Annotated in this window: 18 protein-coding genes; 9 read left to right on the top strand and 9 right to left on the bottom strand. The window is 56.6% G+C overall.

Annotation, left to right across the window (positions count from 1 at the left end):
• Nucleotides 1-147: 147 nt before the first annotated feature.
• On the bottom strand, nt 148-450 hold the full coding sequence (locus tag QZ725_RS03930; RefSeq protein WP_293776399.1) for a hypothetical protein: 303 nt from the start codon (nt 448-450) through the stop codon (nt 148-150).
• Between the two features lie 279 nt (nt 451-729).
• Between QZ725_RS03930 and QZ725_RS03935 the strand changes: the two genes are divergently transcribed.
• Nucleotides 730-1521 (top strand): EAL domain-containing protein, encoded by a 792-nt coding sequence (locus QZ725_RS03935; RefSeq protein WP_293776621.1) that lies wholly within the window; start codon nt 730-732, stop codon nt 1519-1521.
• A 143-nt stretch (nt 1522-1664) separates the two neighbouring features.
• On the opposite strand, the gene QZ725_RS03940 is transcribed toward QZ725_RS03935, so the two are convergent.
• Nucleotides 1665-2126 carry a DUF2721 domain-containing protein gene (locus QZ725_RS03940; protein ID WP_293776401.1) on the bottom strand — a complete coding sequence of 154 codons (462 nt, stop codon included), beginning with the start codon at nt 2124-2126 and terminating at the stop codon, nt 1665-1667.
• Nucleotides 2127-2296: 170 nt separating this feature from the next.
• Nucleotides 2297-3205, bottom strand: coding sequence for a recombination-associated protein RdgC (locus tag QZ725_RS03945; RefSeq protein ID WP_293776403.1), 909 nt, complete (start codon nt 3203-3205; stop codon nt 2297-2299).
• A 277-nt stretch (nt 3206-3482) separates the two neighbouring features.
• Between QZ725_RS03945 and minC the strand changes: the two genes are divergently transcribed.
• The 5 genes from minC to fghA all read left to right on the top strand — a co-directional run bounded on the left by minC (nt 3483) and on the right by fghA (nt 7532).
• Nucleotides 3483-4286, top strand: a complete 804-nt coding sequence (minC, locus tag QZ725_RS03950; RefSeq protein ID WP_293776405.1) for a septum site-determining protein MinC — start codon at nt 3483-3485, stop codon at nt 4284-4286.
• 46 nt (nt 4287-4332) lie between these two features.
• On the top strand, nt 4333-5148 hold the full coding sequence (gene minD, locus QZ725_RS03955) for a septum site-determining protein MinD (RefSeq protein ID WP_293776407.1): 816 nt from the start codon (nt 4333-4335) through the stop codon (nt 5146-5148).
• A 2-nt stretch (nt 5149-5150) separates the two neighbouring features.
• On the top strand, nt 5151-5432 hold the full coding sequence (gene minE, locus QZ725_RS03960) for a cell division topological specificity factor MinE (protein ID WP_293776409.1): 282 nt from the start codon (nt 5151-5153) through the stop codon (nt 5430-5432).
• Between the two features lie 115 nt (nt 5433-5547).
• Nucleotides 5548-6654, top strand: a complete 1107-nt coding sequence (locus QZ725_RS03965; protein WP_293776412.1) for an S-(hydroxymethyl)glutathione dehydrogenase/class III alcohol dehydrogenase — start codon at nt 5548-5550, stop codon at nt 6652-6654.
• A gap of 35 nt (nt 6655-6689) precedes the next feature.
• Complete coding sequence (gene fghA / locus QZ725_RS03970; protein WP_293776414.1) at nt 6690-7532, top strand: S-formylglutathione hydrolase; 843 nt, start codon at nt 6690-6692, stop codon at nt 7530-7532.
• A 104-nt stretch (nt 7533-7636) separates the two neighbouring features.
• Here fghA and QZ725_RS03975 read toward each other — a convergent pair whose 3' ends face one another.
• Nucleotides 7637-9361 carry a methyl-accepting chemotaxis protein gene (locus QZ725_RS03975; protein WP_293776417.1) on the bottom strand — a complete coding sequence of 575 codons (1725 nt, stop codon included), beginning with the start codon at nt 9359-9361 and terminating at the stop codon, nt 7637-7639.
• 700 nt (nt 9362-10061) lie between these two features.
• Here QZ725_RS03975 and QZ725_RS03980 point away from each other — a divergent pair.
• The 3 genes from QZ725_RS03980 (at nt 10062) to QZ725_RS03990 (ending at nt 15056) form a co-directional block, all read left to right on the top strand.
• Nucleotides 10062-12263 (top strand): YgiQ family radical SAM protein, encoded by a 2202-nt coding sequence (locus tag QZ725_RS03980; protein ID WP_293776624.1) that lies wholly within the window; start codon nt 10062-10064, stop codon nt 12261-12263.
• A 131-nt stretch (nt 12264-12394) separates the two neighbouring features.
• Nucleotides 12395-13981, top strand: a complete 1587-nt coding sequence (gene gshA / locus QZ725_RS03985) for a glutamate--cysteine ligase (protein ID WP_293776419.1) — start codon at nt 12395-12397, stop codon at nt 13979-13981.
• A gap of 370 nt (nt 13982-14351) precedes the next feature.
• Nucleotides 14352-15056: an OmpA family protein gene (locus QZ725_RS03990; RefSeq protein WP_293776422.1), complete on the top strand. Its 705-nt coding sequence runs from the start codon at nt 14352-14354 to the stop codon at nt 15054-15056.
• 42 nt (nt 15057-15098) lie between these two features.
• Here the strand turns inward: QZ725_RS03990 and QZ725_RS03995 are convergent, their stop codons facing one another.
• The 5 genes from QZ725_RS03995 to QZ725_RS04015 form a co-directional block, all read right to left on the bottom strand.
• Nucleotides 15099-15665 carry a putative glycolipid-binding domain-containing protein gene (locus tag QZ725_RS03995; RefSeq protein WP_293776424.1) on the bottom strand — a complete coding sequence of 189 codons (567 nt, stop codon included), beginning with the start codon at nt 15663-15665 and terminating at the stop codon, nt 15099-15101.
• Between the two features lie 92 nt (nt 15666-15757).
• Nucleotides 15758-16597: a Crp/Fnr family transcriptional regulator gene (locus QZ725_RS04000; RefSeq protein ID WP_293776428.1), complete on the bottom strand. Its 840-nt coding sequence runs from the start codon at nt 16595-16597 to the stop codon at nt 15758-15760.
• A gap of 203 nt (nt 16598-16800) precedes the next feature.
• Nucleotides 16801-18183, bottom strand: a complete 1383-nt coding sequence (locus tag QZ725_RS04005) for an MgtC/SapB family protein (protein WP_293776430.1) — start codon at nt 18181-18183, stop codon at nt 16801-16803.
• A 172-nt stretch (nt 18184-18355) separates the two neighbouring features.
• Complete coding sequence (locus tag QZ725_RS04010) at nt 18356-18592, bottom strand: hypothetical protein (protein WP_293776432.1); 237 nt, start codon at nt 18590-18592, stop codon at nt 18356-18358.
• Between the two features lie 97 nt (nt 18593-18689).
• Complete coding sequence (locus QZ725_RS04015) at nt 18690-18938, bottom strand: hypothetical protein (RefSeq protein WP_293776434.1); 249 nt, start codon at nt 18936-18938, stop codon at nt 18690-18692.
• Between the last annotated feature and the right edge of the window lie 4 nt (nt 18939-18942).

Genomic DNA, 18942 nt, shown 5'->3' on the forward strand with positions numbered 1-18942 from the left:
GTGAGACGACATCAAATAGCGACGTCGGACGCACTGCCGGCCTGGCAGTTAGGCTGCGCGTAACAGAAAGACATGATAGTGGACAAAAGGCTCGCTCAAGCTTGCCTACTCGCATAGCACACTGCACATTCACATTTGATCACGCAATTACTGGAATGCAGTCCGCAAATGGCGATGCCGTAATACGCGTCGAATTGCCTCGCGAGGCGAGCAGCCGCGCTCGCCAGCAATCGATATCTCGCTCTGGATCAGGCGATCGGCTAATTGCCGATTGCCGCCTACTTGTTCAACGAGATTTCTATAAGCACGTTGATAAGCTTCTGCATTTTGAATCCTGAACTCGCAAGCAAGGCGAAATGCATGAATGCATTGCCACGACCAGTAAATTGCGACACCGAACAAGACCATCTGTACGGCCAAAACGACTACACTCCAAATGGCATCGAGCATGACCACTCTCCCGGATAGTGCCTATTAATCAAACCGTGCTTCAGAAAGACCGGACAAATGCCGATAGGTTCGAGAGATGGCGAACAATCGCGATGTAACAAATCAGCCATCATGATGCCTCAAGGAAACAAATACTCACGTCCGGAGTCTCAAGCAACGTCACGACGTTGAGCAAGCGCGCAGGCGTTCTCAAACCGGGCTGTGCTGATTCAGCAACCAAATCGGTTAACAAAAAGGCAGGGCATTCGTGCGAACTGTCGCTTTCACGAAAGATGCCTCATGGCCAAATCAACCACGATTTTTCCAGCTTTCCTGACCAGCTCAGGCTGCAAACATTGCGCGAATCCCGGCGGACTTCCGTTCGACTTCAGTTATGCGTACCAGCCAATCGTCGATATTGGCGACCGAAAGATCTTTGCTTACGAAGCGTTAGTGAGGGGTGTAAACGGAGAATCCGCCATGAGCGTGCTTGCCCATGTCAATGCAGACAATCGCTATCTGTTCGATCAGACATGTCGGGAAAAGGCGATCGGACTGGCTGCAAAACAACAGTTACCCTCGCGTCTATCGATCAACTTTCTCCCTAACGCCATCTATCGGCCCGAGCTATGCATTCGCACCACGCTGCTCGCCGCAGAAAAGTACAATGTGCCGCTCAGCGACATCATCTTCGAGGCGGTGGAAGGCGAAATGGTGGCTGATGGCCCGCGGCTGGCCGAGATTCTCAAGGAATACCAAAAGATCGGATTCCTGACTGCCATCGACGATTTCGGCGCAGGTTACGCAGGTCTCAATCTGCTGGCCGATTTTCAGCCTGACATCGTCAAGCTCGACATGGGTCTGATCCGTGCAGTAGATACCAGTAAACCGCGACAAAGCATCGTCAAGGCACTGGTGACTATCGCCAGTGAACTCGACATCATGGTGATCGCAGAAGGAGTGGAAACGGTCGGCGAGGCGCAGTGTTTGTCGCAACTCGGGATTACGTTGATGCAGGGTTATGCGTTTGGCCGACCACTGTTCGAGAACTTCACAAAACCCGACGAAATCGATTGGTCGGCACTTGCCTGAACGACGAAAAAATCGATGCCCTAATTTTCAACAACCGCATCATGTGATCAGAGACGCAACGTGGGCAACCCGCCGGCGCTCCAGCTCTGAGCCATCAATCAGGAACCTTTACTCCGAAAACAGGCATCGCCAGGCGATCACGCTCAGCGTTCGATACGCTCGATCGGCACGATCTTGCTGCGATGCAGATTGCCGGTCGCGACGAGAATTTCACGCAGCAGGAACACCAGTCCCAGCACCAGGCAGAACATGGCGGTAATGAAGAACACCGCAATGGCCTTAGAAAGATCGACATTCAGGGCGTCGCCAAGAAACAGCGAGGCAATCACCATGCTCACCAGCAACGCACAAGCGGTACTGAAAATGATGGCGCGATTGATCATGTGCGCACGCGGGTACAGCGTATTCAATTCGTCCTGCAATTCCTTGCGGGATTCTTCATCGGGGCCTGCGCGCAATCGTTCTTCCAGTACGCGCGAACGGTCAGTGATGCGACCAAGCCGATTGGTCAGCACGGTCATGGTGGTTCCCACGCCAGTCAGCAGAAACACGGGGGCGACCGAGAGCTGGATGATGTGACCGATATCGCTGACTTGGATTTCCATGGTGTCCGATTTTTGTAGAAGAAAGCAAAACGACCGTCTGAGCAACGGCCGTTCTGCGTACTGCATTACATCCTGCGCATCACATCTTGTACAAGTACTGAATCTGCATGCGCGCAACAGCGTACGTCAATTATGCATCAGCACAGCCGACGAAAACGTGTGTGCTTCGATTACAAGCCCGGCTGCTTGACTTCGCCACCCAGCGCCAGCACCAGATCGGCCAGCAACTTGCTCAGTTCACCCGTCATCAGCATGATGTCCGAATCGAAACGTTCGTCATCATTTTGGGCCATGCTGTCGGCGTTTTCCTTGATCACATCTAGCGGCGCCACGCGTTTGATCGTCAGGTTTTCGGTCAGCACGAAGGAAATGCGGTCAGCCCACGTCATCGCCAGACGCGTGCACTGCTTGCCCGAGGTGATGTGACGACGGACATCATCGGGATCGAGCGTATGGCGCACATAGCGCACGGTCGCCTTGCCTTCGGTGTTGGAACGTAGCTCGGTATCCTGATCCACCGTGAACCCGCCCGGTGCTTCGTCGCTGAGCAACCAGTCCGTCATGGCCGCCACCGGCGACGTGGCAACGTGCAGGGTTTCGAGCGGCAGCTTGTTGATCGACTTGAACAGCAGCTTCAACACTTCATCGGCCTTGACCGGGCTGCCGGCATCCACGACCAGCCAGCCGTTGACGGGATCGATCCAGACCCAGGTCGAACGCCAGACGCTGAAGGCGCGCGGCAACAGATCGTCGGTGACCTGTTCCTTCAACTCCTTCATCTGCTTGCGGCCGGGCTTGAAACCCTGCTGCTCCTCCAGCTCTGCCGCCTTGATCTTGGTGACCTGATTGATCACGGTGGTCGGCAGCAGCTTCTTTTCGGTACCGAGCACGATCAGCATCTGTTTATTGATCGTGTAGACCAGTTGGCCGTTTTCGCGTGGCGAAATCCAGCCCTGGCTTTGCATGTCAAGGCTGGAACACGGCTGGAACGCGTGCGGTGCCAGATCGGCTTCGAGTTTTTCCGCCGTTACGGACCACGGGGCAGGCAGACGGTAGATCTGAAGATTCTTGAACCACATGAGGGATGCTCCGGCAAAAAAGGGGGCTATTCTACACGCGCACCCAAGCCGAACAAATGCTTGCGGCGCGGTGCGGGTTGCAGCATGAAAAGTCGCGGACAATCGCATTGCGACTGCATGGAAGACGGCGTTGCAAGGGTTATAATGCTGCGTTATTTACCTTGCATGCAGCATGCCTACACGCAAGCCGGTTTGCCTGTCGGAAACCTGTGTGCCGCCAAGTGGTCATAGCTGCCGACGCTGGCCATCGTTTTAACCGTTACTCAACGCATCGTTCATGTCTAAGACTTCCAGCAAGCCGATCGAAATCAAGATTTCCACCGTTGTCGCCGTATCGGCCATCCTGCGCGATGCCAACCTGTCTGTGCTGGAAAAGGCCATGCAGGAAATGACAGGCGGCAATGCCGATTTCTTCGACGATGAATTCGCCGTGATCGATGTCGGCTTTCTCGATCCCGAAACAGTCATCGACTGGACCGGCATCACCGCCCTGCTGAAATCCCATCATCTGAATGCCGTCGCCGTGCGGAATGCCGCACCCGGCATGGTGGCTGATATCGCCGCGCATGGTCTGAGCCTCGATGGCTCGGTCAAGCCACGCGAAGAAGCCGCACAAGCTGCGGCAACGGAAACCGCCGCACCGCAGCAGGCAGAAATCGACCTGACGCCAGCGCCCGCCGTGGTGTTGGAAGCCGCTCCGGTACAGGCAGCGCATGCCGCTGCGCCAGCGGCGCAGTTTGCGGCCAACACCATGATCGTCGATACGCCGGTCCGCGCCGGCCAGCGCATCTATGCGCGTGGCGCCGATCTGGTGATCACAGCAGCCGTCAACAACGGTGCCGAAGTGATTGCCGATGGCAGCATCCACGTGTACGCCCCCTTGCGCGGCCGTGCACTGGCCGGCGCCAGCGGCAATACCGAAGCACGCATTTTTACCCTGAGCATGGAAGCCGAACTGGTTTCCATCGCCGGCATGTATCGCACGTTCGAAAACGGCTTACCCGCCGATCAGGCACGCAAGACCATGCAGGTGCGTCTGATTGGCGATCGCATCGACATGCTGCCCATCAAGGCAGCGTGACCATTCATCGAGTAACTATCCAACAATCCAATAAAAGGGGATTCCTTTGGCAAAAATCATCGTCGTGACGTCGGGTAAAGGCGGCGTCGGCAAAACCACCTCCAGCGCCAGCTTTTCGTCGGGCCTCGCCATGCGCGGCCACAAAACCGTTGTCATCGACTTCGACGTCGGCCTGCGCAATCTCGACCTCATCATGGGTTGCGAACGCCGTGTGGTGTACGACCTGATCAATGTCGTCAACCAGGAAGCCACGCTGAATCAGGCGCTGATCAAGGACAAGCATTGCGACAACCTGTTCGTGTTGCCGGCCTCGCAGACGCGCGACAAGGATGCGCTGTCGGAAGAAGGCGTCGAGCGCGTGCTCAAGGAACTGGCGGAGATGGATTTCGAATACATCATCTGCGATTCGCCGGCCGGTATCGAACACGGCGCCGTCATGGCACTGACCTTCGCCGATGAAGCCATCATCGTGACGAATCCGGAAGTGTCGTCGGTGCGTGACTCCGACCGTATTCTCGGCATCATCCAGGCCAAATCGCGCCGTGCGCTGAACGGCCAGGAACCGGTCAAGGAACATCTGCTGATCACACGCTACGTACCGAAACGTGTCGAAGCCGGCGAAATGCTGTCGTACACCGACGTGCAGGAAATCCTGCGCATTCCGCTGATCGGCATCATCCCGGAATCGGAATCGGTGCTGCACGCATCGAACGCCGGTAACCCGGCCATCCATATCGAAGGCAGCGAAGTCTCGGAAGCCTATAAAGACGTGGTGTCGCGCTTCCTCGGCGAAGAACTGCCGCTGCGCTTTACCGACTACGAAAAGCCTGGTCTGCTGGCACGCCTGTTTGGAGGTAAGTAACCATGTCGCTGCTCTCCTTCCTGTTCAACTCCAAACCGAAAACCGCTTCGGCGGCCAAGGAGCGGTTGCAGATCATCATCGCGCGCGAACGTAACGGTCGCGCCGGCCCGGACTTCCTGCCTGCGCTGCACCAGGAACTGATTGCCGTGATCTCGAAGTACGTGAAGGTCAACCCGGAAGACATCAAGATTTCGCTCAACAGCCAGGGTACGCTCGAAGTGCTCGACGTCAACGTCGTGCTGCCGGAAGATATGGAACCTGTTCCTGAAGCCAAACAAGGCTGATCGGCAACCGCTTGCCCCAACGCCGGAGCCTTCGCGCTCTGGCGTGCACGATCCCGCTTTAACCGCTCTACCGCATACATCAACTGTCATCACTGACGATTGAAAGGAACATCGCATGAAAACCAAAGCCGCCGTCGCCTGGAAAGCAGGACAACCACTGACCATCGAAGAAGTCGAACTCGGTGGCCCGCGCGAAGGTGAAGTGCTGGTGGAAATCAAGGCCACCGGCATCTGCCACACCGATTACTACACGCTGTCTGGCGCCGACCCGGAAGGCCTGTTCCCGGCGATTCTTGGTCACGAAGGTGCGGGTGTGGTGGTCGATGTCGGCCCCGGTGTAAAAAGCCTCAAAAAGAACGATCACGTCATTCCGCTCTACACGCCGGAATGTCGCGAATGCAAATTCTGCCTCTCGCAGAAAACCAATCTGTGCCAGAAGATTCGCTCGACCCAAGGTCGTGGCCTGATGCCGGACGCAACGAGCCGTTTCTCGCTCGACGGCAAGCCGATCTTCCATTACATGGGCACCTCGACCTTCTCCAACTACATCGTCGTGCCGGAAATCGCCCTGGCGAAAATCCGTGAAGATGCGCCGTTCGACAAGGTTTGCTACATCGGTTGCGGCGTGACGACCGGCGTCGGTGCGGTGCTGTTCACCGCAAAAGTTGAAGCAGGTGCCAATGTGGTCGTGTTCGGCCTCGGCGGTATCGGCCTGAACGTGATTCAGGCGGCCAAGATGGTTGGTGCGGACAAGATCATCGGCGTCGATATCAACCCGGATCGTCAGGCGATGGCACGCAAGTTCGGCATGACGCACTTCATCAATCCGAATGAAGTCGAAAACGTGGTCGATGCGATCATCCAGTTGACCGATGGCGGTGCCGACTACAGCTTCGAATGTATCGGCAACACCAAGGTCATGCGTCAGGCGCTCGAGTGCTGCCACAAGGGCTGGGGCAAATCGATCGTGATCGGTGTGGCCGAAGCCGGTGCAGAAATCAGCACACGTCCGTTCCAGCTCGTCACGGGCCGCGAGTGGAAAGGCTCGGCCTTCGGTGGTGCACGTGGCCGCACCGACGTGCCGAAGATCGTCGACTGGTACATGGAAGGCAAACTCAACATCGACGATCTGATCACGCACACGCTGCCGCTCGATCGCATCAACGAAGGTTTCGACCTGATGAAGAGCGGCGAATCGATCCGTTCGGTCGTGCTTTACTAAGTCATACGTTCTACAGTCTGGAATACGAGGAAGAAGTGGAAATCATCAGTCAGCACAAGTGCTTCAACGGCACCCAGGGCTTCTACAAGATCGAATCGACGGCCACCGGCCTGCCGATGACGTTTTCGGTCTACCAGCCACCGCAGGCAAAAACCCAGAAGGTTCCGGTTTTGTTCTATCTGGCCGGTCTGACCTGTACCGAAGAAACCTTCATGATCAAGGGCGGCGCACAGCGTTATGCTGCCGAACACGGCATCATGCTGGTTTCCTGCGATACCAGCCCTCGCCGCACCGGCATCAAGGGTGCAGCGGATAGCTGGGATTTCGGTCACGGTGCCGGCTTCTACCTCGACGCCACGCAACAACCATGGGCCACGCATTTCCGCATGGAGACCTTCGTCGTACAAGAGTTACGCGAACTGATCCTGCGTGAATTCCCGGCCCAGGCCGATCGTATCGGCGTGTTCGGCCATTCAATGGGCGGTCATGGTGCCTTGACGCTGGCACTGCGCCATCCAGATATCTTCAAATCGGTATCGGCCTTTGCGCCGATCACGGCACCGTCACACTGCCCGTGGGGCCAGAAGGCATTCTCGAATTATCTGGGCAGCGACCAATCGCAATGGGCGCAGCATGATGCCAGCGCATTGATGCGTGAACGCAAGACACCATTCCCGGATGGCATCCTAATCGACCAGGGGCTGGACGATCAATTCCTCGAAACCGAATTGCTGCCGCATCATTTCGAAATGGCCTGCTGGACGGCCGAGCAACCGCTAACGCTGCGCCGCCATGCCGGTTACGACCATAACTACTATTTCATCTCCACCTTCATGGAAGACCACATCGCCTTCCACAGCAAGCTGCTGAAGAAGTAAGGCATCCGCATCGCGGTGTGTCAGGCACCAAAAAGGAAAAAGGGATTCTGCAAACAGAATCCCTTTTTTATTGCGGCAGTCCAGGGACTGCCTCTGTTATACGATCAGAACTCTTCCCAATCGTCCGCACCGTTGCTGGCCAGTGTCTTGGCTGATGGCGCTGTAGCAGGCTTACGCTCGGCTGCGACCGCCGTGGAAGGCTTGGCCGCTGCCGGGCGTTGTGCTGCCACGACCGAAGACTGCACGGTACGGCGCGGTGCTTCAGTCGGCGCTACCATGCCGCCGGCAATACGGAACACGCTGACAGCCTGCGCCAGATTCTTGGCCTGATCCTGCAGCGATTCGGCAGCAGCAGCCGCTTCTTCCACCAATGCCGCATTTTGCTGCGTGACCTGATCCATCTGCGTCACCGCAGTATTCACCTGCTCGATGCCATCGCTCTGTTCCTGGCTGGCAGCAGTAATCTCAGCCATGATGTCGGCCACGCGTTTGACGCCATCGACGATCTCGTCCATCGTCGTACCGGCTTCAGCAACCTGCTTGCTGCCGGCATCCACTTTTTCAACCGAATCGCTGATGAGCGCCTTGATTTCCTTGGCTGCTGCGGCGGAACGTTGTGCAAGGTTACGCACTTCGGTTGCTACCACCGCAAAGCCGCGGCCCTGCTCACCGGCACGCGCAGCCTCGACGGCAGCGTTCAGCGCCAGAATGTTGGTCTGGAAAGCGATGCCATCGATGACGCCGATGATGTCGACGATCTTGCGCGACGACGAATTGATCTCGCTCATCGTATCGACCACTTGCGATACCACGGTGCCACCCTTGGCAGCAACGCTGGAAGCCGCCACGGCCAGTTGATTGGCCTGCCGTGCGTTATCGGCATTCTGCTTGACGGTCGAGGTCAGTTCTTCCATCGACGAAGCGGTTTCTTCCAGCGAACTGGCCTGCTCTTCGGTACGCGAGGACAGGTCGAGGTTGCCACTGGCGATTTCGCTCGAAGCCGTCGCAATGGTATCGGTACCCATGCGAATCTGGCTGACGATACGCATCAGGTTTTCCTGCATCGCGGCAAGTGCGGACAGCAGCATGCCGGTTTCATCTCTGGTGACGGGCAGACTGCTGCGTGCTGTCAGATCGCCTTCCGCCACCGATTCGGCTACCTTGACCGCTTCACGCAGTGGTCGCGTGATCCCGACCGTCAAACGCCAGGCGATCAAGGCACCCAGCAACACGGCAATCAGCGCACCCACGATCAGGGTCGTGCGGCCTGAATGATAGTTGTCGGTAATGGTTTGATCGGAGACCGCGACTTCGCTGTCGTAATAGGCTAGGACATCGCGCACACTATCCACATAGGCGGTCAGCGCAGGGATCATCTTCGCTTCGATCTGCTGATTGGCTTCCGCGATTTGACCGGCGTTCTTCAGTGTGATGATGGCTTTGCGTGCATCGACATACGCCGTACGCTGCTTGCCGACGGCTTCGAACAAGGCTTTTTCCTTGTCGTTATCGGCCTTGTCCTGCAGGACTTTTTGCATCTCGTCGATTTGCTTGCTTTGCGCACTCATCTGCTTTTGGAAGAAGTCTTGCGTCGCGGCATCGCCCGCCTTCACCAACGCAAGTGCACGCGTCGCATTAACGCTCGTCGCCATCAGCCAGTTCTGTGCCGTTTTTTGCTTGACCAAGGATTCATCGATCAAATTCCGGCTCGACTGATTAATGTTTTCCAGACGGAGAATCCCGACGACCCCCATGGCAATCACGAGCAACAGGATCAGGCCAAATCCCATACCGAGTCGTGTACCAATTTTCATGTTTGCGATGCGCATCTTGTCTCCTGATTCATTTTTATACGAACAACCAATTTTCTAGTCTTGCCTTGCAATGCTGGCCATCACATTCCCTGCTATACCGCTTATTCCCACCACCTTATTGCCTGAACACAACAACGGTACACCGGTTGACCGCGTCGTCGGAAAACATCTTCAAACATTGTTAATTGGTGCATGGGTCGGGACCATGTTCTTTGCCTCCACATTTTTTAGTGACGATTCGGAACATGCCGGGAGGCAATTTATACCCCATCCTTTTGTAGGCTGCTAGTCGAAAAAATTCGTCGTAAAGCGCTAACCCTCTTGCCGCATCATTCGTGTCACAAATTAACAATTTTCATGTTTCCTGCACACAACACTTGCTCACCCAAATTGACTTAATGCATACGCCCTTGATTTCCATATAGCAACAAAAACTACCTCATATATGGGATATCGGCGTTTTTCCTCAAAAGTTGAATAAAACACTCCATTTTTTTCAAACGGAATAATTAACAATGTAAACAAGCGTTTAGTGACGCCGAAAACCGCCGCTCGAAAAGAGCAAACCTGTCATACTGTCGCCTTCCCCACGCATTGCCTTGCCAGCCGACCAAGCAGTCGCATGCCAGCCATCCTCATGAGCGCCGTACCGAAGAATCTCTTTTCCTATCCCGTAGCCCCTGCACAGAAACGCGCGCCCGCGCCTTTCCTGCCGATGTCGCGCGCGGAAATGAACAAATTGGGCTGGGACAGTTGCGACGTGATACTGGTGACGGGCGACGCGTATATCGATCATCCAAGCTTCGGCATGGCGCTCATCGGTCGCCTGCTGGAAGCACAAGGTTTCCGCGTCGGCATCATCAGCCAGCCTGACTGGCATTCGGCCGAGGCCTTCCGCGCGCTGGGCAAACCGAATCTGTACTTTGGCGTTACGGCCGGCAACATGGATTCGATGATCAATCGCTACACGGCCGATCGTAAAATCCGCTCCGAAGATGCCTATACGCCTAACGGCGAACCCAATAAGCGGCCGGATCGCGCGCTGACCGTCTATGCGCAACGCGTGCGCGAAGCGTATCCCGGCGTCAACGTGGTGATCGGCAGTATCGAAGCCAGCCTGCGCCGCATTGCGCATTACGATTACTGGTCGGACAAAGTACGCCGTTCCGTCCTGCCCGATTCCAAGGCCGACATCCTGATCTTCGGTAATGCCGAACGGGCATTGGTCGATCTCACGCATCGATTGGCAGCCGGCGAACCGATACAAAGCATTCGCGATCTGCGCGGCACAGCCTTCATGGCACCAGCCGGCTGGCGGCCAAGTGAAGAATGGGGTGAAGCGAATTCGACCAGCGTCGATACACCGGGCAAGGTGGATGCGCATCCTGATCCGTACGAGATGAAGATGAAAAATTCGGAGGGCTGCAAGACCGACGGCGATGCCGCGGCCAAGCCTCCAGAATCCAACGTCAAACCCATCAAACTCGTCAGCCGCGAAGAGCGACGCCAGGCAGAGCGCGATCTGCGCAGTCGCACGGTGGTGCGCCTGCCGTCCTATGAACAGGTCAGCAACGATCCGGTTTTGTATGCACACGCTTCGCGCGTGTTCCATCTCGAATCCAACCCGGGCAATGCACGCGCGATGGTGCAATCGCATGGCGAACGCGATGTCTGGCTGAATCCGCCGCCGCTACCCTTGGCGATGGATGAAATGGATGGTGTGTACGATATGAATTACGCGCGTGCGCCGCATCCAAGCTACGGCAAGGCGCGCATTCCAGCGTGGGAAATGATCCGCTTCTCGGTCAACATAATGCGCGGCTGCTTCGGCGGCTGCACCTTCTGTTCGATCACCGAGCATGAAGGCCGCATCATACAGAGCCGCTCCGAGCCATCCATTCTGCGCGAGATCGAACTGATCCGCGACAAGGTAAAAGGCTTTACCGGCACCATTTCCGATCTGGGCGGCCCAACGGCGAACATGTATCGCCTGGCCTGCCGCGACAAGCGCATCGAAGAATCGTGCCGTCGCCTGTCGTGCGTGTTCCCGAGCATCTGCTCGAACCTGAACACCGATCACGGCAAACTGATCCAGCTTTACCGCAAGGCACGCGCCATTCCGGGCATCAAGAAAATTCTGATCAGTTCCGGCCTGCGGTATGACATCGCCGTACGTTCGCCCGAGTACGTGAAGGAACTTGTCACGCATCACGTTGGCGGCTTGCTCAAGATCGCGCCCGAACATTCGCAGGAAGGCCCGCTTTCCAAGATGATGAAACCGGGCATGGGTTCCTACTACAAGTTCAAGGAACTGTTCGAGAAGTATTCGAAAGAAGCCGGCAAGGAGCAGTACCTGATTCCCTACTTCATCGCCGCCCATCCGGGCACGACCGATGAAGACATGCTGAATCTGGCACTGTGGCTGAAACAAAACGATTTCCGTCTGGATCAGGTGCAGACCTTCATGCCGACGCCGATGGCGATGGCAACGGCCATGTACCACTCGCGCAAGAACCCGTTGCGCAAGGTCAGTGCCGATTCGGAAACGGTGGAAACGCCGCGCATCGGCAAGATTCGCAAACTGCACAAGGCATTCCTGCGCTATCACGATCCCGAAAACTGGGCGATCTTGCGTGAAGGCTTGCAACGCATGGGGCGAGCCGATCTGATCGGCAACGGGCCGCATCACCTGGTACCACGCACCGACCCATCGCCAGCGGCAATCGCTTCCGAACGACGTCGCGAAACCCCGGGCCCGAATCAACTCGCGAAGAAATTCGGCCAGAACAAGCCGAGGCCGGGTGCCGCCGTGGTGCGCACGCCGGTACGCCAGACAATCGCAGGGACACGCCATCAAACCGTTGCCGGCAAACCCGTCAAAGTCAAAGCAGCTGGCGGTCGCAACGGACGCCGCTAGCCGTCACCTGATCAGATCCCGATTTGCTGTCCAGTGAGCGATGGGCAACCAACCCGCTCTTCCGTTTTCGGTTATTCTTCCGCCACTCGCCGCATGTTGCACGACGGCGGAAACCGATTAGGGAGCATCACTTGAACAACTTGTTTGCGCGCCGACTTGCCCTGCTTGCAGGCGACGCACATCGCCATCTTCTGACGCAGGGCTATCGCGGCATCGAACGCGAAACCCTGCGCGTGACGGCTAGCGGCAGTCTGGCCCTCGATGCGCATCCGGTCAGCTTGGGTTCCGCACTGACCCATCCGCAAATCACCACCGACTATTCCGAATCGCTGCTCGAATTCATTACGCCGGCCGAACACGACGTCTCCGATGCATTGGCGCAGCTTGATCGCATCCATCGTTTCACCAATGCCCACCTCGGCGGTCAGCTTCTGTGGAGCCAATCGATGCCGTGCATCCTGCCGTCCGAAACCGATATTCCGATTGCTTGGTATGGCACATCCAACATCGGGATGATCAAGCACGTGTATCGGCGCGGGCTGGCCGTGCGTTACGGCAAGGCCATGCAATGTATCGCCGGCCTGCATTACAACTATTCATTGTCCGAAGATCTGTGGCGCGTACTGAAGAAAGAGGCCGACACGCCGCTCGACGACAAGGACTTCCAGTCCGAAAGCTATATCGCGCTGATTCGTAACTTCCACCGCTATAGCTGGTTGTTGATGTATCTGTTTGGCGCTTCGCCGGCATTGTCGGCCGAATTCCTGCGTGGCCGCCCGCATCAGCTCGACAAGTTTTCCGAAGACACGCTTTACCTGCCCCATGCCACCAGCCTTCGCATGAGCGACCTCGGCTACCAGAACCGTGCTCAGGCCGGCATCATGCCGCCTTACAACGATCTGGACAGCTACATGCGCAGCTTGTCGCGCGCAGTGCGCCAGCCTTATCCCGATTACGAAGCCATCGGTACACGTCGCAATGGCGAATGGATACAACTCAATACCAACTTGCTGCAGATCGAAAACGAGTTCTACGCCACCATTCGCCCCAAGCGTGTCATCAACAGCGGCGAACGCCCGGTGGAAGCACTGTGCGCGCGTGGCGTGCAATACATCGAAGTGCGCTGTCTCGATATCGATCCATTCGAACCACTCGGCATCAGTCTTGAAACATCACGCTTTCTCGACGCCTTCCTGCTGTTCTGTGCGCTGGACGAAAGTCCGCTGGTCGATGAACAAGCCGGCGACGAAGCCAGCAGCAACTTCGCGCTCACCGTCAAGGAAGGTCGCCGTCCTAGCCTGATGCTGCAACAGGATGGGCAAGGTATCGAATTGCAGGCCTGGGGCCTTGCGCTGCTCGAACGTATTGCAGCGACCGCAACGCTGCTGGATCAGCAATATGGCGATCATCGCCATCGTGATGCGCTGGCAACCCAGAAAAACAAGCTGCTGCAGCCGGAAACCACGCCATCTGCGCGCGTGCTCGCGGCAATCGAAGCCAACGATCGTTCCTTCACAGGTTTCGGCCTCCAGCAAAGCCGACAACACGCGGCATACTTCGCCAGTCGCCCGCTCGGCAGCGAAGAACAGGCAGAGTTCACGGCCATGGCAAACGCTTCCATCAAGGAGCAACAACGCATGGAAACCGAGGAAAGTGACGATTTCGATGCCTTTGTCGCCGCCTACAACCAGCGTACCCCCAGCCGTCTATGCGGCTGAGCACCCTCAGCTCTTTCACCCTCGTGCAATCTGTGAATTAACGCACAGACCGCCTTGCCCGCCACCCTTAATCTGCCAGCCATCGGTGTAATAACAACAAGCAGCACCGAGGGCTGATCGGCAGCTCGCATGGGAGGTGCATCGTTCAATCCGGTATCGTCTGGCAAAAATCTTGCCCGTTCGGCCAACCCCGAATGGATACCGGATTGCTCATGCAGCATTGCCTTCTGGTAAATATTTGTAAATGAGCAGCGCGAGAACATCCGTTCAAGGCAAAATCGTTCGGCAAGCTCAACTTTCGTTCACGCCAATTGTCTGAAACACATGCGTTCATTAGAACCGCATCATAATTTTTATAAGGAAAACTGCCATGCGTAAATTGATGATCGGCAGCGTTGCTGCAGTCATGGTCCTGTCGGGCTGTGCAAATATGAATGACACCGAACGCCGTACCGCACAAGGTGCTGGTATCGGTGCCGGCGCTGGCGCCGTGATCGGTGCATTGGGTGGTGGCAGCAAGGGTGCCGTAGCCGGTGCCGCCGCTGGCGGTCTGGTCGGCGCCATTGCCGGTAACGTCTGGTCCACGCGCATGGAACGCCAGCGCCAGCAAATGGAACAAGCAACGCAAGGTACCGGCGTACAGGTTTCGCAAACCGCTGACAACCGCCTGAAACTGGAAATTCCGAGCGACATTTCGTTCGCCACCGGCCGTTCCGACATCACCGCCAGCTTCCGTCCGATTCTCGACCGTTTTGCCAGCGGCCTGAACGAGAATCCGGCAGCCACTGTCACCATCATCGGCCATACCGATTCGACGGGTAGCGATGCCATCAACAACCCGCTGTCGCTGGATCGTGCTGCGCGTACGCGTGACTATCTGGCTGGCCGTGGCGTATCGCCACAACGTATCTACATCGATGGCCGTGGCAGCAAGGAACCCATCGCCAGCAACGCGACGACCGAAGGCAAGGCCCGCAATCGCCGCGTCGAAATTTATGTTGCCGAACCACAGCAACAACAACATCAACAGCAGCAGTATCAACAATACCCGCAGCAACAGTATCAGCAACGCTGATCGTTTTACTCTCGGCTCAACCCCGCCTATCGGCGGGGTTTTTCATTTCTGCCGCCATAAACCGGGATAGTGACGAACACACCCAAAATCATCGAGCAGGAGATCCGCTTCATAATTATGTGCAGGAGAACAGTAATGCAGACGGTCCGATGCCAAACAAGTGATTTGCTGTTCTAAGACGCGGAACTGCCAGTCCTCTGCTGTCGTATCCAGCCATGCGCAATGGAAGAAATGACTATCACCTTGCTGCAATTGGAGACGACGAATCGCCAGTAGATTGGTCGCTGGTGTAAAACCGAAATCGAGATCCAGCAATCCGTCTAATGCAGGTACGCAAACCCCATTCACGTACCAAGCGCTACTGCGCTTCTCGACTTCGATCAAGACGGCACGTTTCCCGATCTTCCCCTGAATGCGACCTGCAATACTGTTCCAATAAAGATCGCAATGCGCCTGATAATCCAGCGCGATCACCCCTTGTTCTGTATCGACAAGTTCTGCATGGCCTTGCAGATGCCAACCTGCCGCACCATGCATGATGCGGCAGCTATCGCCGCCAAGCCGGTCTAGGCATTGCCAGCTAATTGTATGAACTGGAACGGCTGTCATATCCTTCTCCGAAGCTGCCGCTGAACAAACAAAAAAGCCGCTCCGAAGAGCGGCAAACAAGACCAAGGAAAGTGGTATTCGATCAGACCAGTTTATTTGTTAGGCAACAAACCTTCGTAGACCTTTTTGATGCTGGCATAGCATTCGCAGATGTGGTCTTCCAAGCCTTCGCGATCAACCACGGTAATTTGACCACGGCTGTAATGGATCAAACCTTCATCCTGCAGTTTGCGGGCGGCTTCTGTCACGCTTTCGCGGCGCACACCCAGCATGCTGGCAATCAGATCCTGCGTCATGCTGATCTGGTTCGATTGCAGGCGATCCAGGCTCAGCAGCAGCCAGCGGCACAGTTGCTGGACGATCGTGTGATGGCGGTTACAAGCCACGGTATGGGCCATTTGCGTGAACAGCGCTTGTGTAAAACGCAGCAGCAGTTGTTGCAGGGCGCCACCGCGGGCAAATTCGGCTTGCAGCGCGGACGCCTTGATACGGAAACCGTAGCCGGCGCTCTTGACAAAGGCGCGGTTCAGGGAAGCGCCGCCGCCCATGAACACATCGTGTCCAACCACACCTTCGTAGCCGATCACGGCGGTTTCGGAAGAAGCACCATCTGCAGTTTCATACAGCAGCGAAACAATGCTGTTAGTCAGAAAGTAGACATGCTGCATGCTTTCGCCCGCTTCGCAGATGGTCATGCCGAATGGCATTTCCACGAATTCCAGGTGCGGCAACAAGCGTTCATAGTCGGCCGCTGGCAATGCTGCCAGCAAACCATTGTGTTTGGGGTTATGACCGTGCAGCCCTGCCAAAGCGCGAGGCGCAACCGGACGTTTCGTCAGGCCTGCTTCCTTTGCCTTGAGCGCAGCAATCGCTTTTGCGTTGATAACCTGCTGACCGGTGCTGGAAGTGCGGATATTGGATACTTGTGCCATGGTTTGCTCCCTCAATGTCATAACATCATGGGTTGCATCATCGTCGCAAAGCATGGATTACAAAATCAGCGATTCACCTAACTTTGTGTGAGAACACACTGACAACGCGACAAACTTCTCTTACAAGGAAGAAGTTTTGTCTGATCGTTCGCTGATCACGCATTCGGCACCGAATATCGACAAAACAGTCTACTAACACGCAATTACTGGGGAATCGGGACCGGCAAGAGGTCATCCAAGCCAGGAATGATTGCCAAAAGGAAATTCAGCAACGGTTTTGCCGTCATCGCACCGACAATCCCCAGCACGGCAATCGACAGCATTGCCACGCCAAGGCGCAGTACCAGGCCGCGATTGTGCGAGCGCAGGATCAGCGGCAGGTTGATGGCGACACTGGCCAGCGAGGCCAGCACGGCGCCGGTCGATGCCACATGAACCGGAATCGATCCGCTGGCGACCAGGCTGGCAGCCGCTGCCACCGCACTGGCGCTGGAAACCACACCACCGATCAGACTCACCGCATAGAAGCCGGCTTCGCCAAATGTCTGCTGCGCCAGTACGCCGGCAATATGCAGGATCAGGAACACCAGACCGTACTTGAGCGCCGCCGTCAGCGAAAACGGCAGCGGCAATTCGACCTGACCGGTCGGATCGCTGGACACCTGGCGTGTGGCATTGCGATCGACAAAGAACCAGGCTGCCGTCACGATCAGCATGACGACGAAGGGGATGGTCGCCGTCAGCGCCATCGCAGGCGCCAGAATCACCAGCAAGGCACCATTGCGGATGAGCATGGCACCGGTTGCCAGCAAGATGCCGCGGTAAGCCGCACTGATGGTGTCGCGATGCTGGTCACGCGCACGCGCCGCCAGTTCGCTGACAGTAATGCTGCTGTTCACCAGACCACCTAGGAAACCGGCCATAACGATGCCGCGCGTACCGTACATTTTCCACAGCACATAGTTGGCAAAGCCGATACCGGCGATCAGGATTACGGTCACCCAGGCCGCCCGCGGTTCGATCAGCTTCCACGGTCCAATCGCGCCTTCCGGCAAGGCCGGATAAATCACGATGGCCAGAATCGCCAGCAACAATGCCGAGCGCATTTCATTCTCGGTCAGACCAAGACTGAAGCCCGTCAACCGGTCTTTCCATGCCAGCAAGGCGGTAACAATCACCATGATGGAAGCGGGTGTAGCCGTATGCCCCTTGCCGCACAAGATGCCCGCTACGCAGGTGATGAGCATGGCGGCCGAGGTGGTCAGTTCTGCCGTTTCATTGGTACGCAAGCGCTGCATATTCAGGAAGATCGTCAGCAAGCCGACCAGCGCCAGAATCAGGTACGCATAATTGTCGCCCAGCACACCTCCCATACCGCCCAGTAAGGCGATGAAACCAAAGGTACGCAAACCGGCTTCCTTGCCACGCCGCTCGCGTTCCAATCCGATCAGCAAACCAAGCGCCAACGCCAGACTCAAGCGCATCAGACTGACGGGATAAGGCCATTTGACTTCCGGCAAAGACATGCCGACCTGAATCAGGGGCTGAACGAGGGAATTGACGATGTGCGGATCGGGAGCAGACATGGAGACAGCAGGCGAGAGCCGAAGCAAAACATGGCGAATCGGAAACTATAAACCAGCGACCTCCGCTTGTCCCTGCAAAATGCGCATGTGCTTATGCGTGTGACGCATCAAACGGGTGGTTCCATCCTGATGGCGGCCCATTGCAATCGACCGCCTCAGGAGAGGGTTGCCCTCAAACCGGGCGCGCGAGCAGGTTATCGATCTTGTGGCGCGTATCGGCCAGCACGGCGGCCTTGGCCTGCTCTGCAGTATCGGCATCGCAAGGCCCGCCAAAATCCTGGAACACCTCAACACCATCAGCGGCATGTCGTTCGACATCGCTTACCGCCGACCAACCGCCCTGATCGGCCGGCATGACAAACGTGTAGATAGCGAATCCTTCGTAAGTGGTTTCAGGAACGCGGCTCATGGAGTTCTCCTTTCAAAGCTGGGATTTCAAAGCCCTAAATATGCACTGCAGTTTCAGGGCCGTCACATCGACGGTTACGCAATCATCTGACTATTGTTCAATGCGGTGGTTCGGCATGCGAATGGCGGATCATGTCTTCGGCAATCTGCAGCGCTGCCTGCTCGGCCTCTTCGCGCGTGGCAAATATTCGCTCGGTGGCGACACGCTGCTGCGGAAACAGAATATGCCGATGCATGGGGTTGGACGATGGCCCCGAAATCGACAGATGCGCGGCCCACCCTGTTGCATCAGGCAACGCGACGGCAGTGCAATCCACATTGAATGCGCCGATCAGTGTGCTTGACATGACA

It is taken from the genome of uncultured Oxalicibacterium sp. (assembly GCF_913776015.1).
GTDB lineage: Bacteria > Pseudomonadota > Gammaproteobacteria > Burkholderiales > Burkholderiaceae_D > Oxalicibacterium.

Bases quoted from the DNA above. Each gene is read 5' to 3' on its own strand.
- QZ725_RS03930 (WP_293776399.1), bottom strand. From the start codon at position 450: ATGCTCGATGCCATTTGGAGTGTAGTCGTTTTGGCCGTACAGATGGTC.
- QZ725_RS03935 (WP_293776621.1), top strand. From the start codon at position 730: ATGGCCAAATCAACCACGATTTTTCCAGCTTTCCTGACCAGCTCAGGC.
- QZ725_RS03940 (WP_293776401.1), bottom strand. From the start codon at position 2,126: ATGGAAATCCAAGTCAGCGATATCGGTCACATCATCCAGCTCTCGGTC.
- QZ725_RS03945 (WP_293776403.1), bottom strand. From the start codon at position 3,205: ATGTGGTTCAAGAATCTTCAGATCTACCGTCTGCCTGCCCCGTGGTCC.
- minC (WP_293776405.1), top strand. From the start codon at position 3,483: ATGTCTAAGACTTCCAGCAAGCCGATCGAAATCAAGATTTCCACCGTT.
- minE (WP_293776409.1), top strand. From the start codon at position 5,151: ATGTCGCTGCTCTCCTTCCTGTTCAACTCCAAACCGAAAACCGCTTCG.
- QZ725_RS03965 (WP_293776412.1), top strand. From the start codon at position 5,548: ATGAAAACCAAAGCCGCCGTCGCCTGGAAAGCAGGACAACCACTGACC.
- QZ725_RS03975 (WP_293776417.1), bottom strand. From the start codon at position 9,361: ATGCGCATCGCAAACATGAAAATTGGTACACGACTCGGTATGGGATTT.
- QZ725_RS03980 (WP_293776624.1), top strand. From the start codon at position 10,062: ATGTCGCGCGCGGAAATGAACAAATTGGGCTGGGACAGTTGCGACGTG.
- QZ725_RS03990 (WP_293776422.1), top strand. From the start codon at position 14,352: ATGCGTAAATTGATGATCGGCAGCGTTGCTGCAGTCATGGTCCTGTCG.
- QZ725_RS03995 (WP_293776424.1), bottom strand. From the start codon at position 15,665: ATGACAGCCGTTCCAGTTCATACAATTAGCTGGCAATGCCTAGACCGG.
- QZ725_RS04000 (WP_293776428.1), bottom strand. From the start codon at position 16,597: ATGGCACAAGTATCCAATATCCGCACTTCCAGCACCGGTCAGCAGGTT.
- QZ725_RS04005 (WP_293776430.1), bottom strand. From the start codon at position 18,183: ATGTCTGCTCCCGATCCGCACATCGTCAATTCCCTCGTTCAGCCCCTG.
- QZ725_RS04010 (WP_293776432.1), bottom strand. From the start codon at position 18,592: ATGAGCCGCGTTCCTGAAACCACTTACGAAGGATTCGCTATCTACACG.
- QZ725_RS04015 (WP_293776434.1), bottom strand. From the start codon at position 18,938: ATGTCAAGCACACTGATCGGCGCATTCAATGTGGATTGCACTGCCGTC.